We start from the raw sequence: 15,697 nt of genomic DNA, 5'->3' as shown, positions 1-15,697 counted from the left end.
CATCAGTCGCCTTTCCTTGCTCCTGAGTCTTTGCATTAGATGATTTCGTCCAGCCACCTTGTCGATTGGTTATTAGAAAGCCTGGAGCTCGATGCCAGCCTGTTTCATGTGGGCCGCTACTGTGGCGGCTGGCATGCCAGCACCCAGGGCATGGGCCGCGCCAGCTTCCACCTGGTGGTGCAGGGGCACTGCTGGTTGCACATCGATGGCCAACCGCAACCGGTGCGGCTGGAAAAAGGCGACGCGGTGTTCCTGTTGCGCGACCTGGCCTATCGCTTGTCCAGCGACCAGGACCCGGTAGACGCCTGCGCCCAACCGCGCCAGGCCATGCAGGCGCTGGACAGCGAGGCCAGCGATGGCGTTGGGCTGGTCTGCGGCTTCTTCCATTTTCAGTCGGGCCTGACTTCGTTGATTGTCGAGGGCCTGGCTGACTGGATCTTGCTGCGCGCCGAAGACCCCGCTGGCAGCGCAGCGCGGGCGCTGTTCGGGCTGATTCTGGAAGAATGCCGGCGTGCCGCAGGCCCGTCGCAGGTATTGCTTGAGCGGCTGACGCACCTGTTGTTCCTGTACGTGCTGCGCCAACAGGTAAATGCCGAGCAGTCACTGGGCGGGCTGATCGCCCTCGCCCGCCAGCCGGCATTTGCCGGGCTGCTGGAACAGTTGGTCGCGCAACCGGGGCAAGCCTGGACGCTGGAGAGCATGGCCGCCTGCACCGGTTTGTCGCGGTCGGCGTTTTTCAAGCGGTTCAGCGAACTGGCCGGGCAGTCGCCGGGGCAAGTACTGTTGGCGCTGCGCATGCGCCATGCCAGCCAGTTGCTGCGGGCAGGAAATACTGTTGAACAAGTGGGTGCGCAGGTGGGGTATCAGTCGGTGGCAGCGTTTACCCGCGCGTTTGCCAAAGCGGTGGGGGTGCAGCCGGGGGCGTACCGGCGCCAGCATGAAGGGCGCTGAAAGCGTTACTGCTGTAGCGGCCCATTCAGACTTGGCTGACCGGTATGTCCCCGCCTCCTTTACCTTCCCGCCGCTCACCCATCCAGCTATTGACCTGTTGACCGAACTCGGCCGGGGCCTTGCGCCCGAACCGTCGCGCCAAGTCCAGTATGGTCTGTTGCGCCAAGGCCTCTTCCATACGCTTCTGTGCCCCCAGCATCACCGCATGAATCGCACAGGTGCCTTCAGTCGCCCACCCCGGTGCAGCACCGTCGAACAGCGTGCAGCGTTCGCGGATTTCGCGACAGTCGAAGATCTTCTTCGGCCCATCGATGGCATTGACGATGTCCAGCACGGTGATTTCGTCCGAAGGCCGGGCCAGGCGGAAGCCGCCGCGCACACCTTCGGTGGCAACCACCAGCTTGGCGCGTGCCAGCTTGGTGAAGACCTTGGCCAGGTACTCCTGGGGCACACCTTGCAACTCCGCCAGATCGCGCACGCTGGACTCGCGCGAATCACCACGCTCGTCCACCAGGAACAACAGGCAATGGATGCCGTATTCGACGCCAGCACTGTAAAGCGACATTTCAATCTCCGACCAACTTTGTCGCAAATAATACGCGGGTAACGCCAGCACCGCAAAGCGGTCCTCTGCCTTGAAGTGCTGGAGCGCCAACCGCATCGCGCTGCAAAAGGCTGGCGTCTACCCGCGCAAAGCCTTCACTTCGCCTTTCTTGCCGTCCGTCTCGCGCAGGTATTCCTGCAGCGAGTCATCCATCGCCTGCATCCAGCGGGTATGGTGGGGCACTGCTTTGGTGCCGGTGAGCACCGAGCGGTACGATTTGTCCCGGTAGCCCATGATGTCGTGCTTCTTGTCCTGCTTCCATTGCAGGAAGATGCGGTTGACCGCATCGATATCGAAGCGTGGGTAATCGGTCTGCTCGATCAGGTGCTTGATGTATCGGCCCTGGAACTCGTACATCGAAGCTGTGGTTTCCAGCCCCTCTTCGTCCTCGCGCCAGCGCTGGCTGTCGGCTTGCATGCCGGCCCTGGACGGTAGCTTGATGCGGCCCATCATGTAGTCACGGGCAAACCATGCCTGTGCGTCGAACAGGTTGAAGCTGTACCAGAGGTCTTGCATGCCCAGGTACAGCAACTGCGGGTTCTGCTCCCATACCACGCCCTGATACAGGCCCGCAGGCCACAGGCGGTTGTTGGTCTTGAGGGTCAGCTCATCCGGCAGGAACGGGAAGTGATGCTGGTAGCCCGTGCACAGGATGATCGCATCCACGCGCTTGCTCGAGCCATCGGCGAAAAACGCCAGGTCGTTTTCGACCCGTACCAGTTGCGGGCGCTCTTCCCACCCCTTGGGCCATTTGTAGCCCATCGGCTGGGTACGGTAGGCCGTGGTGATCGAACGCGCGCCGTACTTGTAGCACTGCGAACCGATGTCTTCGGCGGAGTAGCTGCTGCCGACAATGAGCAGATCCTGCCCCTTGAATTCCACCGCTTCGCGAAAATCGTGGGCGTGCAGGATACGCCCGGTGAAACGCTCGAAGCCTTCGAACTCCGGCACGTGCGGCGTGGAGAAGTGCCCACTGGCCACCACCACGAAATCGAACACCTGCTCGATACCGACCCCTGCGCTGTAGTCATGGGCGCTTACGGTGAACTCGCGCGTGCGCTCATTGAAACTGACGTTCTTCACCACTGTATTGAAGCGAATGTAATCGCGCACCCCGGCCTTCTTCACGCGGCCCTGAATGTAGTCCCACAGCACCTCACGCGGTGGGTACGAGGAAATCGGCCGCCCGAAGTGTTCATCGAAGCTGTAGTCGGCGAACTCCAGGCACTCCTTGGGGCCGTTGGACCACAAGTAGCGGTACATGCTGCCGTGCACCGGCTCGCCATGCTGGTCGAGACCGGTGCGCCAGGTGTAGTTCCACATACCGCCCCAGTCGGCTTGTTTCTCGAAGCAGACGATTTCCGGCATGGGTGCGCCCTGGGCATGGGCAGACTGGAACGCACGCAGTTGTGCAAGGCCGGACGGGCCGGCACCGATGATTGCTACACGAAGAGTCATAGTGATTCCTGAACAGTTGAACGCTGAAAAAAATGCAAAGGCTCCCCAACCCCGAACGGCAAAAAGCCGGGGGTAACGGAGTTCAGGCGTTACGGTGCAGGCGGAGGGACGGGGCGTTTGCGCATCTGGTGGAGCAGGATGTTGGCGGGAGGAATCGACAACACGTGAAACAGGCTTGAAAGCGGGGAAAGGATCATGGGGGTGGGCCCGTATCCATCAGCGCAGGGCGCAAAATGGGGGCCTGAGGGGCGCAAGATACGTGTGTTCTCGTACATGGGGGCTGCAATGGCCTCTTTTCTTTGTGGTTTCCTTTTTATCTATAACGGATGGGGCTGGGTATATCAAGGTTTGTGGCCCTGCTGTGCCACACCCGCAATCACCCCTGCCGAGCATTCGGCAGGGGCGACTGCGGTTTGGAAACGCTTGCACAAACAAACTACGACCACTATAGTCGGAGTTATTGATGCAACACGACTCACGGGGCGAATCCCCCTTTTCCAGCGGAGCACAGCATGAAATCGAACATCCTCATCATCGGTGCCGGCTTTGCCGGTGTCTGGAGCGCCCTGAGCGCAGCACGCCTGCTCGACCAGGCGCAACGCGACGACCTGAGCATCAGCGTGCTGGCCCCGCAAGCGGAACTGCGCATTCGCCCGCGCTTTTACGAGGCCAACGCGCACACCTTGAAAGCCCCCGTGGGTGAACTGTTCGAGGCCGTTGGCGTGCGCTTCATTACCGGTAACGCCGAAGCCATCGACGCCGATGCACGCAACGTCAGCTACACCGACAGCCACGGCCAGCGCCAGCAGATCAGCTACGACCGCCTAATCCTTGCCGCTGGCAGCCAGGTTGCACGCCCAGCAGTCCCAGGCCTTGCCGAACATACCTTCGACGTCGACCAGATGGAGTCGGCCGTGCGCCTGGAGCAACACCTAGCGGGCCTGGCCGCCCTGCCCGCTTCGCCTGCACGCAATACCGTGGTGGTCTGCGGTGGTGGCTTCACCGGTATCGAAACGGCCACCGAAATGCCTGCGCGGCTGCGCGCCATCCTCGGTAACGATGTACGGGTGCTGCTGGTAGACCGTGGTGCCAGTGTCGGCGCGGCGCTGGGCGCGGGCATCAAGCCATCGATCGTTGCGGCCTCGCAGTTGGCCGGCGTCGAATGGCTGACCGGCACCTCGGTGGTGGCCGTGGATGCAGGCGGGGTCACCCTCGACAACGGCGACTACATCGCCAGCAACACCGTGATCTGGACCGTCGGCGTCAAGGCCAGCCCGCTGACCGCACAGGTTGCCGGCGAGCGCGACAACTTCGGCCGGCTCAAGGTCGACGATCACCTCAAGGTGATTGGCCAGCAGCACATCTATGCCACCGGGGATACCGCCTGGGCTGCCGTGGATGAAATCGGTAACCACGCGCTGATGACCTGCCAGCACGCCATCCCCATGGGCCGCCACAGTGGCAACAACGCCATGGCCGACCTGCTTGGGGTGACGCCCGTGGTGTACCGCCAGCCCAAGTACGTTACCTGCCTGGACCTGGGTGAATGGGGCGCGGCATACAGCGAAGGCTGGGAGCGCGAATTGAAACTGCAGGGCCAAGAAGGCAAGGACCTCAAGCGCCAGATCAACTCGGTGTGGATCTACCCGCCGGCAGCTGACCGCGCCCTGGCCCTGGCCGCCGCCGACCCGATGATCGCGATCGTTTGACGGCAAAAACCTGAAAAAACCGTCAAAAACCGACGGTTTTGTCAATTATTTCGTTACATTGAATGACTGTTCAACAATGATGGCCATATGGCATCATTCAAATCAAAAAGCATGCAAGAGGGTGAGGCACACAACACAATCCGCAGCGCATCAAGAGCCTGGCGCCTTACCGGTGTTCCGGCTTTTCCGTCCAAGCTCCTGAGGCCTGCACGCCACCGTCAAGGAGCATTCCATGCAGTTACGGAATATGAAGATCGGCATTCGCGCTGCCAGCGTATTCGCCCTGTTGGGCATCCTGGTCCTGTTCATGGGCCTTATCGCACTCTACGAAACCCGCCAGATGGACACGGCTACCGACGAGATCCGGGTCACCTGGATGCCCGCCGTGGTGGCGTTGGGTGACATCAGCAGCAACCTCGGGCGCGCTCGCGCCGTCACCCTGCGCGCCGCGCTGGACGACAACCCCGACGAACGCACACGCAACCTGCAGCTGCTCGATGGCATCAATGCCGAGCTCAAGGATGGGTTGAAAGCCTACGCCGATACCATCATCGCGGCCGACGACCGTGCCCTGTTCAACACGTTCAACGACGCCTACCAGCAGTATTTCGTCCTGCAAGTGAAGGTGCTGCAGGACATTGCTGCTGGCCGCATGAGCGAGGCCAAGCAGCAGATCGGCGGCCCACTCACGCAGCGCGCCGACGGCATGATGAAGGCCTTGACCGCGTTGATCGCCTACAACAGCAAGGGTGCCGAAGATGCCTCGCAGCGCAGCAGCGATGTGGCCGACGAGGCATTCACTGCCATCATCGTCTCGTTGCTGGTGATCATGCTTGCGCTCGCCGCCATTGCCACCGTGCTTACCCGCAGTATCGTTGTGCCGCTGGCCGATGCCGTGGCTGTCGCCGAGCGTGTGGCCACCGGCGACCTCACCCGGGAAATTCGCGTGATCGGCCAGGACGAGCCAGCCTTGCTGCTGCGCGCCTTGGGCCGTATGCAAGACAGCCTTCGCGACACCTTGCGCAAGATCGCGGCTTCGTCCGACCAACTGGCCTCGGCCTCGGAAGAGCTGCACACGGTCACTGAGGACACCAGCCGTGGCCTGCACCAGCAGAGCGCAGAAATCGACCAGGCGGCGACGGCCGTCAACCAGATGACTGCAGCGGTCGAGGAAGTGGCGAACAATGCGGTCAGCACCGCCGACGCCTCGAAAGGCGCCGACCAGACTACCCGCGACGGCCGCGACCGGGTCAACCAGGCACTGGCGTCCATCCAGCACCTGGTGGCTGACGTGACCGGTACCTCGGCCGAGATCGAACAGCTGGCCACCAATGCCAACGAAATCAGCCGCGTGCTGGATGTGATTGGTGCGATTGCCGGGCAGACCAACTTGCTGGCGTTGAACGCCGCCATCGAAGCGGCTCGCGCTGGCGAGGCAGGCCGTGGCTTTGCCGTGGTGGCCGACGAGGTCCGCGCCCTCGCCCACCGCACCCAGCAGTCGACGGCAGAGATCGAGCAGATGATTGCCGGTATCCAGAACGGTACCGAACGCGCGGTGACGGCGATGCACAGCAGCCAGGGGCGTGCCACCGGCACGTTGGAGGTGGCGCAAGGCGCCGGGCAGGCGTTGGAAGTGATTGCCGAGGCGATTGCGTCGATCAATCAGCGCAACCTGGTGATTGCCAGTGCTTCGGAGGAGCAGGCACAGGTGGCGCGGGAGGTGGACCGTAACCTGGTGAACATTCGCGACCTGGCGATGCAGACGTCGGCAGGGGCGAACCAGACCAGTGCGGCGGCACAGGATTTGTCGCGGTTGGCGGTGGATCTGAACGGCATGGTGGCGCAGTTCAAGGTCTGATCTGAAACTGCCGGGGCCGCGTTGCGGCCCCGGCTACAGCAACGACGCTCTATCAGTCATTGACACTCACAACCCGCCCCGCCTTCTCGCCAGCCTTGCCCCGAGTCGCCAGGCAGTAATACAGCGGCACCGTGACAATCAGCCCGAACAGCCAGGACAAGTCCGCCCCTTCGACGATGTTGGAATACGGCCCCACATACAACGACGTATTGGCAAACGGCAACTGCACCAGGATGCCGCAAGCATAGGCAATGATCGCGTGGTGGTTGAAGCGGCCATAGATGCCACCGTCTGCACTGAAGATCGAGGCGATGTCGTACTGCCCCTTCTTGATCAGGTAGAAGTCGATCAGGTTGATCGAAGCCCACGGCACCAGCACCAGCAGCAGCGCCAGGATCAGGCCGATGAAGTGGCCGATGAAGTCCGCAGAAGCGTTCAGAGCAACCATCGCGCAGCCAACCAGAATCACCGACGCCAGGATCACCCGCACTTTGATGCTCGGCGTCCACTCGGCCATGAAGGTCTGGATCGCCGTGACGATCGACAGCACCGCGCCATACAGGTTAAGGGCGTTGTGGCTGATGATGTTGAGCAGGAACAGCACCATCAGGACCGGGCCCAGCCAGCCAGTGGCCTGCTTCACCGCGTCCATCGCATCGGTTCCTTCCGGTACGCACAGCACCGCCACCGCACCAAAGCTGAAGCACAGGATGGTGCCCAGGGTGGCGCCGAAATAGGTAGCCCAGAACGGCCTGGCAATACCCACTTCACGCGGCAGGTAGCGCGAGTAGTCGGAGGTGTAAGGCGAGAAACTGATCTGCCAGATGGTGCCCAGCGACACGGTGGCGATGAAACCGGACAGGTTGAACGCGCCGCGGCTGAAGAAGTCGGCCGGCAGGTCCTGGATGAACATCATGATGAAACCGGCCAGCAAGGCCGAACCCATCACCCAGGTACCGATACGGTTGAGGATGTGGATGAAGCGGTAACCGATCACACCAATGGCGGTGGCGCTCAGGGCGCCGATCACAATGGCGCCGGGCATCGGCACGCTCGGGGCGATACCGTGGATGGTCTTGCCTGCCAGGACAATGTTGGAAATAAAGAAGCCGACATAGATCAGCGCGGTGAAGAACACGATCAGCAGCGCGCCGTATCGGCCAAACTGGCCACGGCTCTGCACCATCTGTGGAATGCCAAGCTGCGGTCCCTGCGCAGAGGCCAGGGCGATGACCACGCCCCCAACCAGATGGCCCAGCACGATGGCGATCAGCCCCCACAGCAGGTTCAGGTGGAACACCTGGACCACCATGGCGCCGGTGACGATGGGCAGTGGCGCAATGTTGGTGCTGAACCAGAGGGTGAACAGGTCGCGCGCCTTCCCGTGGCGCTCGGCAGGTGGAACGTAATCGACCGTGTGATTCTCGACAAACTGGTGTTGCGATGACGGTTGGGACATGGTTTTCAGCTCGAAAGGTCGTTTTTATCTTTGTAAGGAAACCGCATCTAGGCGGCCTCTCAGCTGCGGACCATATTATGGTATTCCAAACTTTTGACAACACTGATCCGCAGTAAAAAACGCCCGCTGATCCGCTTGCAAAAGCCCTGCGACAAACCACCTCACCGCTCAAGACCACGATATACGTGGCCTTGAGCCGTTCATCGTGAAAAACCAGGGCTGAAAATTCCGCTTGCAAAATAGGTATTACGGTATACCATCAGACACATCAACGATAAAAACCGCGGACCACCGCAGCCTTTTAGAGGTACTTCCGATGATCGACGCAACCGTCTACAAGAACGTCCTGGGCTCCTTCCCATCCGGCGTTACCGTCATCACCACCCTGGACGACGACGGCTCGGTCGTCGGCCTGACCGCCAGCGCCTTCTCTTCCCTGTCGATGGACCCGCCGCTGGTGCTGTTCTGCCCCAACTACACCTCCGACTCCTACCCGGTACTGATCAAGCAGAAGCGCTTCGCCATTCACCTGCTGTCCGGTGAACAGCAAGCCGAAGCCTATGCGTTCGCCAAGAAGGGCAAGGACAAGGCCAGCGGCATCGAGTGGACCCTGAGCGAACTGGGCAACCCGGTCCTGGCGGGCGCCACCGCAGTCATCGAATGTGAACTGTGGCGTGAGTATGAAGGTGGCGACCACGCCATCATGGTCGGCAAGGTGCACAACCTGATTGTCCCTGCGCAAGCGCCACGGCCGATGGTGTACTGCCGCGGCAAGATGGCCAGCCTGCCGGCCTTTGCCTGAAGCCTATTCTGAATCGACACCCCTGGCGCCTCCCCTGCCCGGCGCCAGACCCTTTCAAGCGTTGAGGAAAGCCCCATGAAATTTTCGTTGTTCGTGCACATGGAACGTTGGGATGAACAGGTCAGCCACCGCCAGCTGTTCGAAGACCTGACCGAACTGACCCTGATGGCCGAAAACGGCGGTTTCAGCACCGTGTGGATCGGCGAACACCACGCCATGGAGTACACCATTTCGCCAAGCCCGATGCCGCTGCTGGCCTACCTGGCCGCACGTACCGACAAGATCCGCCTGGGCGCCGGCACCATTATCGCGCCGTTCTGGAACCCGATCCGCGTTGCCGGTGAATGCGCCCTGCTGGACGTGATCAGCAACGGCCGCATGGAAGTGGGCCTGGCCCGTGGCGCCTACCAGTTCGAGTTCGACCGCATGGCCAATGGCATGCCGGCCACCGACGGCGGCAAGGCGCTGCGTGAGATGGTGCCTGTGGTACGCAAGCTGTGGGAAGGCGACTACGCCCATGACGGCGAAGTCTACAAGTTCCCCACCTCCACCAGCGTGCCGAAACCATTCAACGCGACGCCGCCAATGTGGATTGCCGCCCGCGACCCCGACTCGCATAACTTCGCCGTGGCAAACGGCTGCAACGTCATGGTCACCCCACTGATGAAGGGTGACGAAGAAGTCCTGGACCTGAAGAACAAGTTCCAGGCCGCCCTGGACAACAACCCGAACGTACCGCGCCCACAACTGATGGTGCTGCGCCACACCCACGTGCACAGCCCAGCCGAACCGGAAGGCTGGAAGGTCGGTGCCCAGGCCATCTCGCGCTTCTACCGGACCTTCGACGCCTGGTTCGGCAACAAGACCACCCCGGTCAACGGCTTCCTCGAGCCAAGCCCGGAATCGAAGTTTGCCGAAGTGCCGGAGTTTCAGCTGGAGAACATCCGCAAGAACACCATGATCGGCACCCCGGAAGAAATCATCGCGCGCATCAAGTACTACCAGGAGCTCGGCGTCGACGAGTTCAGCTTCTGGTGCGACAACAGCCTGCCCCACGCCGAGAAGAAAAAGTCGCTGGAGCTGTTCATCAAGGAAGTGGTGCCCGCCTTCGCCTGAATTCCCATTGCCTGAATCATTGCGGGACGCGCCCGCTCCCGTGGGCCCCTTCGGCCTGCGTGAGCGGGCTTTTTTTTGAAACCTGCACTGGCCTCTTCGCGGGTAAACCCGCTCCCACAAGGGACCGCGTATTCCTGTGGGAGCGGGTTTACCCGCGAAGAGGCCAGTGCAGACACCACAAAAATCAAGGCATCAGGCCACCTTTCGTCCCCCGGCAAGAGAAATTTCCTGACACCTCTTGCACAACAAATATTATGGTATACCATCAGACAACAAGAGCTGATAACCCTCACCAGGAGCCACCCATGAGTTTCGAAATCCGCAAGATCGTCACCTACTCCGAAGAGACCCGCATTGAAGGCGGCAAGGCCACCGACAAACCGGTGACCATGGTCGGCCTGGCCGTCGTGATCAAGAACCCATGGGCCGGTCGCGGTTTCGTTGAAGATCTGAAGCCGGAAATTCGCGCCAACTGCTCGGAACTGGGTGCCCTGATGGTCGAGCGCCTGACCGCCGCCATCGGCGGTGCCGACAAGATCGAAGCCTACGGTAAGGCTGCTGTGGTCGGCGCCGACGGCGAAATCGAGCACGCCTCGGCCGTGATCCACACCCTGCGCTTCGGCAACCACTACCGCGAAGCGGTACAGGCCAAGAGCTACCTGAGCTTCACCAACAAGCGCGGCGGCCCAGGCACCTCGATCCAGATCCCGATGATGCAGAAGGACGACGAAGGCCTGCGCTCGCACTACATCACCCTGGAGATGCAGATCGAAGACGCCCCGCGCGCCGACGAAATCGTCGTGGTCCTGGGCGCAGCCGATGGTGGCCGCCTGCATCCGCGCATCGGCAACCGCTACATCGACCTGGAAGAACTGGCTGCCGAAAAAGCCAACGCTCAATAACAACAACCAAGACGGGCCGGGGCGTGGCGTGCTTACCCGCCGCGCCCGACCTTCAAGGAGCGCCCTCCATGATTCAGCCTGTCGCTGAACGCACACCTGCCGGCACCAGCTACCTGGCTGTCGGCCAGGGCCAACCCGTGGTTCTGATCCACGGCGTGGGCCTGAACAAGGAAATGTGGGGCGGTCAGTTCGTTGGCTTGGCCAACGACTACCGCGTCATCGCCTACGACATGCTCGGCCACGGTCAAAGCCGCGTACCGGCCGCCGACACACCGCTGGAAGGCTATGCCGACCAGCTCGCCGAACTGCTTGACCACCTGCAAATTGCCCAGGCCACCGTGATCGGCTTCTCCATGGGCGGCCTGGTTGCCCGAGCATTTGCCCTTAACCACCCGCAGCGCCTGACTGCCCTGGTGGTGCTCAACAGCGTGTTCAACCGCACCCCGGAGCAAAGCGCTGGCGTGATTGCCCGCGCGGCCCAGGCGGCGGAGCTGGGCCCCGATGCCAACGTCGATGCAGCCCTGGACCGCTGGTTCAGCCGTGAATACAAGGCAGCCAACCCGGCGCAGGTCGCCGCCATTCGCCAGGTACTGGCGAGCAACGACCCGCAGGGCTACCACACCACTTATTCGCTGTTCGCCACCCAGGACATGTATCGCGCCAATGACCTGGGCAGCATCCAGGTGCCGACGCTGATCGCCACCGGCGAACTCGACGCTGGCTCCACCCCGGCCATGACCCGCCAGCTCGCCGCCAGCATTCCAGGCGCACACAGTGTGGTCCTCGCCGAGCAACGGCATATGATGCCGGTGGAAGCACCCCGTGAAGTCAACAAGATGCTGCTGGACTTCCTTGCGCAAGCCCGCACCCTCACCGAATCCGCCAAGGGGATTGTTGCATGACCCTCGTTCGTTTCCAGATGTGCATCGACGGCCAATGGCGCGATGCCCAGAGCGGCAAGACCTTCGACAGCCTCAACCCGGCCACCGCCCAGGCCTGGGCGCAACTGCCCGACGCCGACGAAGCCGATGTGGAGCTGGCCGTACAGGCCGCCCAGCGTGCCTTCGACAGCAAAGAGTGGCGCAGCATCACCGCCACCGCACGCGGCAAGCTGCTGCGTCGCCTGGGCGACCTGATTGCCGAGAACAAGGAACACCTGGCCCAGCTGGAAAGCCGTGACAACGGCAAGCTGATCCGCGAAACCCGCGGCCAGGTTGGCTACCTGCCAGAGTTCTTCCACTACACCGCAGGCCTGGCCGACAAACTCGAAGGCGGCACCTTGCCGCTGGACAAGCCCGACCTGTTCGCCTACACCGTGCACGAGCCTATCGGCGTGGTGGCCGGGATCATCCCCTGGAACAGCCCGCTGTACCTCACCGCGATCAAGCTGGCCCCAGCCCTGGCCGCCGGCAACACCATCGTGCTCAAACCGTCCGAGCACGCCTCGGCGACCATCCTTGAGCTGGCCCGCCTGGCCCTCGAAGCCGGCTTCCCGGCCGGCGTGGTCAACGTGGTCACCGGTTACGGCCCAAGCACCGGCGCAGCGCTCACCCGCCACCCGCTGGTGCGCAAGATCGCCTTCACCGGCGGCGCTGCCACCGCCCGCCACGTGGTGCGCAGCAGTGCCGAGAACTTCGCCAAGCTGTCGCTGGAGCTGGGCGGCAAGTCGCCGAACATCATCTTCGCCGACGCCGACCTGGACAGTGCCATCAACGGTGCCGTGGCCGGCATCTATGCAGCCTCCGGGCAAAGCTGCGTGGCCGGTTCGCGCCTGCTGGTGCAGGACGAGATCTTCGACGAATTCGTCGAGCGCCTGATTGCCCGCGCCAAGCGTATCCGCATCGGCAACCCGCAGGACGACGCCAGCGAAATGGGCCCAATGGCCACCGCACAGCAACTGGCCGTAGTCGAAGGCCTGGTGGCTGCGGCCAAGGCCGAGGGCGCCAAGCTGCACCTGGGCGGCAAGCGTGCCGAGGTTGAAGGTGACGGCTGGTTCTACGAACCGACCCTGTTCGAGTGCGACAGCAACTCGATGACCATCATGCAGGAGGAAGTCTTCGGCCCGGTCGCCGCGGTGATCCGCTTCAAGACCGAGGAAGAAGCCCTGGCCATCGCCAACGACTCCCAGTTCGGCCTGGCTGCCGGCATCTGGACCCGCGACCTGGGCCGTGCCCACCGCCTGGCCCGTGACGTGCGCTCGGGGATCATCTGGGTCAACACCTACCGCGCCGTGTCGGCCATGGCGCCGATCGGTGGCTTCAAAAACAGCGGCTACGGCCGCGAGAGCGGCATCGATTCGGTGCTGGCCTATACCGAGCTGAAGACCGTGTGGATCAACCTGTCCACCGCACCGATGCCCGACCCGTTTGTGATGCGTTAGGAGGTAGCACGAGATGATCGAACCCGGCATCTACAAAGACGTGATGGGCTCCTTCCCGTCCGGCGTCACGGTAGTCACCACCCTGGACGCCGACGGCGCCATCGTCGGCATCACCGCCAGCGCCTTCAGCGCGCTGTCGATCGACCCGGCACTGGTGCTGTTCTGCCCTAACTATGCCTCCGACACCTACCCGGTTTTGCGTGACAGCAAGCAGTTCGCGATACACCTGCTGTCCGCCGAGCAAACCGCCGAAGCCTATGCTTTCGCCGGCAAGGGCAAGGACAAGGCCAAGGGTGTCGAGTGGCACCTGAGCGAGCTTGGCAACCCGCTGCTGGCCAAGGCCACGGCGATCATCGAGTGCGAACTGTGGCGCGAGTATGACGGCGGTGACCACGCGATCATCGTCGGGGCGGTGAAGAACCTGGTGCTGCCCGAGCAGCCGGTAACGCCGATGGTTTACCACAAAGGCAAACTCGGCGCCCTGCCGCCCTTGGGTTGACGTACGCCAACACCGATCCCCTGTTTTAGGGGCCGCGCTATCGTCTCACCCTCGGTTGCGGCCCCTGTTTTATTCCGGAGTACTGCACATGAGCAATGAAACGTACGAAAAAGGCCTGAAGATCCGCACCCAGGTGCTGGGCGAGGACTACGTCAACCGCTCGATCCAGAACGCCGACGCGTTCACCCAGCCGTTGCAGGAGCTGGTCACCGAATACTGCTGGGGCCACGTCTGGGGCCGCGAAGGCCTCTCGCTCAAAGAGCGCAGCATGATAAACTTGGCCATGATTTCCGCGCTCAACCGGCCCCACGAGCTCAAGCTGCACATTCGCGGCGCATTGCGCAATGGCCTGAGCCGTGAACAGATTCGCGAGATCCTGCTCCAGGTCGGCATTTATTGCGGCGTACCCGCGGCGGTGGACAGTTTCCGCCTGGCCCGTGAAGCGTTTGCCGAAGCCGATGCGGAGTCAACCCGTTAACAACGGGCTGTTCGAACCACTGCATGGAAAGCCTCGGTTCGGGGCGTTCCGCGATGTTGGCGCAACAGCCTCATAAAGAGCGCACCTGATGAAACGCCAGCCACTCGACGACAGCTTCAAGGTCAACCGCAACCCCGTTACCCTGCGCGAAATCGTGCTCGACAAGCTGCGCGCCGCGATCATGAACTTTCACCTGCTGCCAGGCGACCGCCTGGTCGAGCGCGACCTCTGCGACCGCTTGGGCGTCAGCCGTACTTCGGTGCGTGAAGCCCTGCGCCACCTGGAGTCCGAAGGCCTGGTGGAATTCGCCGACGCCAAAGGCCCGCGCGTGGCCATCATTACCCTGGAAGACGCCCGCGACATCTACGAGCTGCGCTGTGTGCTCGAAGGCCTGATCGTGCAGCTGTTCACCCTCAACGCCAAGGCCAAGGACATCCGTGCTCTGGAGCGCGCGCTGGAGGTCAACCGCGAAGCACTGGAAGAAGGCGAGCTGCAACAGGTGCTGGATTCGGTACAAGGCTTTTACGATGTGCTGCTGGAAGGCTCCGGCAACCAGGTGGCGGCGCAGCAGCTGCGCCAGTTGCAGGCCCGCATCAGCTACCTGCGCGCCACCTCGGTGTCGCAGGAAAACCGCCGTGGTGCCAGCAACCGCGAAATGGAAAAGATCGTCGAGGCGATCAAGGGGGGCGACCCACTGGTGGCCCACCAGGCCTCGGTCGACCACGTCCGCGCCGCCGCCAAGGTGGCCCTGGACTACCTGCGCCAGAAGCAGGATGACAACGCCAAGGTGCGCGACATTGTCGAGCCCCTGGCCCTGAAGGAACCCCGCATAGGCCGCTGATCATGCCCAACGCCCCGCGCTACTGCCCGCACTGCACCACGGAACTGGCCCGGGGCGTTCCCACAGGCGACACCCATGAACGCCTGCACTGCACCGGCTGCGGCTACATCCATTACATCAACCCGAAGATCATCGCCGGCTGCATCATCGAGCGCGATGGCAAGTACCTGCTGTGTCAACGCGCCATCCCGCCGCGGCCGGGCACCTGGACTTTACCCGCCGGGTTCATGGAGGCTGGGGAAACCACCGAGCAGGCGGCATTGCGCGAAGTGTGGGAAGAAACCGGCGTTCGTGCGGACATCGTCTCACCCTATTCGATCTTCAGCGTGCCGAAAATCAGCGAGGTGTACATCATCTTCCGCGCCAGCGTCACCGAAGAGACCGGGCAGTACGGGCCGGAGACCCTGGCTTACAAGTTCTTCGAACCGGATGAAATCCCCTGGGATCAAATCTACTACCCGGCGATCCGGCAGATTCTCGAGCGCTATATCCTTGAACGCCAAGCCGGGGTGTATGGCATATACATGGGCAATGACGACACCGGCAAGGTGCACTTCATTCGCTGAAACCGGCGAACCACCTAGTAAAACTGCCAGGTTCCAGTTCCGCAACGGGTTGCTAGCGTATGCACTCCACTCGG

General features: G+C 62.3%; 15 protein-coding genes. 12 read left to right on the top strand and 3 right to left on the bottom strand.

Features of this window, described 5'->3' with window-relative positions; translation table 11 throughout:
* The first annotated feature begins 39 nt into the window (after positions 1-39).
* Positions 40-951, top strand: a complete 912-nt coding sequence (locus DM807_RS00930; RefSeq protein ID WP_060493299.1) for an AraC family transcriptional regulator — start codon at positions 40-42, stop codon at positions 949-951.
* Between the two features lie 25 nt (positions 952-976).
* On the opposite strand, the gene DM807_RS00925 is transcribed toward DM807_RS00930, so the two are convergent.
* Entirely contained in the window at positions 977-1,516 is a 540-nt protein-coding gene (locus DM807_RS00925) for an RrF2 family transcriptional regulator (protein WP_060493320.1), read from the bottom strand.
* Between the two features lie 117 nt (positions 1,517-1,633).
* Positions 1,634-3,013, bottom strand: coding sequence for an NAD(P)-binding domain-containing protein (locus tag DM807_RS00920; RefSeq protein ID WP_060493300.1), 1,380 nt, complete (start codon positions 3,011-3,013; stop codon positions 1,634-1,636).
* 512 nt (positions 3,014-3,525) lie between these two features.
* Between DM807_RS00920 and DM807_RS00915 the strand changes: the two genes are divergently transcribed.
* Positions 3,526-4,722: an NAD(P)/FAD-dependent oxidoreductase gene (locus DM807_RS00915; RefSeq protein WP_179026956.1), complete on the top strand. Its 1,197-nt coding sequence runs from the start codon at positions 3,526-3,528 to the stop codon at positions 4,720-4,722.
* Positions 4,723-4,954: 232 nt separating this feature from the next.
* Complete coding sequence (locus DM807_RS00910) at positions 4,955-6,580, top strand: methyl-accepting chemotaxis protein (RefSeq protein WP_179026955.1); 1,626 nt, start codon at positions 4,955-4,957, stop codon at positions 6,578-6,580.
* 52 nt (positions 6,581-6,632) lie between these two features.
* On the opposite strand, the gene DM807_RS00905 is transcribed toward DM807_RS00910, so the two are convergent.
* Entirely contained in the window at positions 6,633-8,039 is a 1,407-nt protein-coding gene (locus DM807_RS00905; RefSeq protein WP_012271914.1) for a purine-cytosine permease family protein, read from the bottom strand.
* A gap of 316 nt (positions 8,040-8,355) precedes the next feature.
* On the opposite strand from DM807_RS00905, the gene DM807_RS00900 reads away from it, so the two are divergent.
* From DM807_RS00900 to DM807_RS00860, 9 genes are all read left to right on the top strand, one after another.
* Entirely contained in the window at positions 8,356-8,841 is a 486-nt protein-coding gene (locus tag DM807_RS00900) for a flavin reductase family protein (protein WP_012271913.1), read from the top strand.
* A 75-nt stretch (positions 8,842-8,916) separates the two neighbouring features.
* Positions 8,917-9,957, top strand: a complete 1,041-nt coding sequence (locus DM807_RS00895; protein ID WP_179026954.1) for an LLM class flavin-dependent oxidoreductase — start codon at positions 8,917-8,919, stop codon at positions 9,955-9,957.
* Positions 9,958-10,262: 305 nt separating this feature from the next.
* On the top strand, positions 10,263-10,859 hold the full coding sequence (locus tag DM807_RS00890) for an amino acid synthesis family protein (RefSeq protein WP_003256068.1): 597 nt from the start codon (positions 10,263-10,265) through the stop codon (positions 10,857-10,859).
* A gap of 68 nt (positions 10,860-10,927) precedes the next feature.
* Positions 10,928-11,761 (top strand): alpha/beta fold hydrolase, encoded by an 834-nt coding sequence (locus DM807_RS00885; protein WP_012271911.1) that lies wholly within the window; start codon positions 10,928-10,930, stop codon positions 11,759-11,761.
* A complete protein-coding gene (locus tag DM807_RS00880; protein ID WP_060515660.1) occupies positions 11,758-13,239 on the top strand; it encodes an aldehyde dehydrogenase in 1,482 nt (493 codons plus the stop codon). The genes DM807_RS00885 and DM807_RS00880 overlap by 4 nt, the downstream gene beginning before the upstream one ends.
* Before the next feature lie 13 nt (positions 13,240-13,252).
* Positions 13,253-13,738 carry a flavin reductase family protein gene (locus DM807_RS00875; RefSeq protein ID WP_012271909.1) on the top strand — a complete coding sequence of 162 codons (486 nt, stop codon included), beginning with the start codon at positions 13,253-13,255 and terminating at the stop codon, positions 13,736-13,738.
* Between the two features lie 88 nt (positions 13,739-13,826).
* Positions 13,827-14,216 (top strand): carboxymuconolactone decarboxylase family protein, encoded by a 390-nt coding sequence (locus DM807_RS00870; protein WP_012271908.1) that lies wholly within the window; start codon positions 13,827-13,829, stop codon positions 14,214-14,216.
* An 88-nt stretch (positions 14,217-14,304) separates the two neighbouring features.
* Positions 14,305-15,057 carry a GntR family transcriptional regulator gene (locus DM807_RS00865; RefSeq protein ID WP_003256074.1) on the top strand — a complete coding sequence of 251 codons (753 nt, stop codon included), beginning with the start codon at positions 14,305-14,307 and terminating at the stop codon, positions 15,055-15,057.
* A 2-nt stretch (positions 15,058-15,059) separates the two neighbouring features.
* Complete coding sequence (locus tag DM807_RS00860; protein WP_012271907.1) at positions 15,060-15,623, top strand: NUDIX hydrolase; 564 nt, start codon at positions 15,060-15,062, stop codon at positions 15,621-15,623.
* Positions 15,624-15,697: the final 74 nt, after the last annotated feature.

Source organism: Pseudomonas hunanensis (assembly GCF_013393325.1).
GTDB classification, from domain to species: domain Bacteria; phylum Pseudomonadota; class Gammaproteobacteria; order Pseudomonadales; family Pseudomonadaceae; genus Aquipseudomonas; species Aquipseudomonas putida_P.
This window is presented reverse-complemented; position numbering and strand designations above follow the sequence as displayed.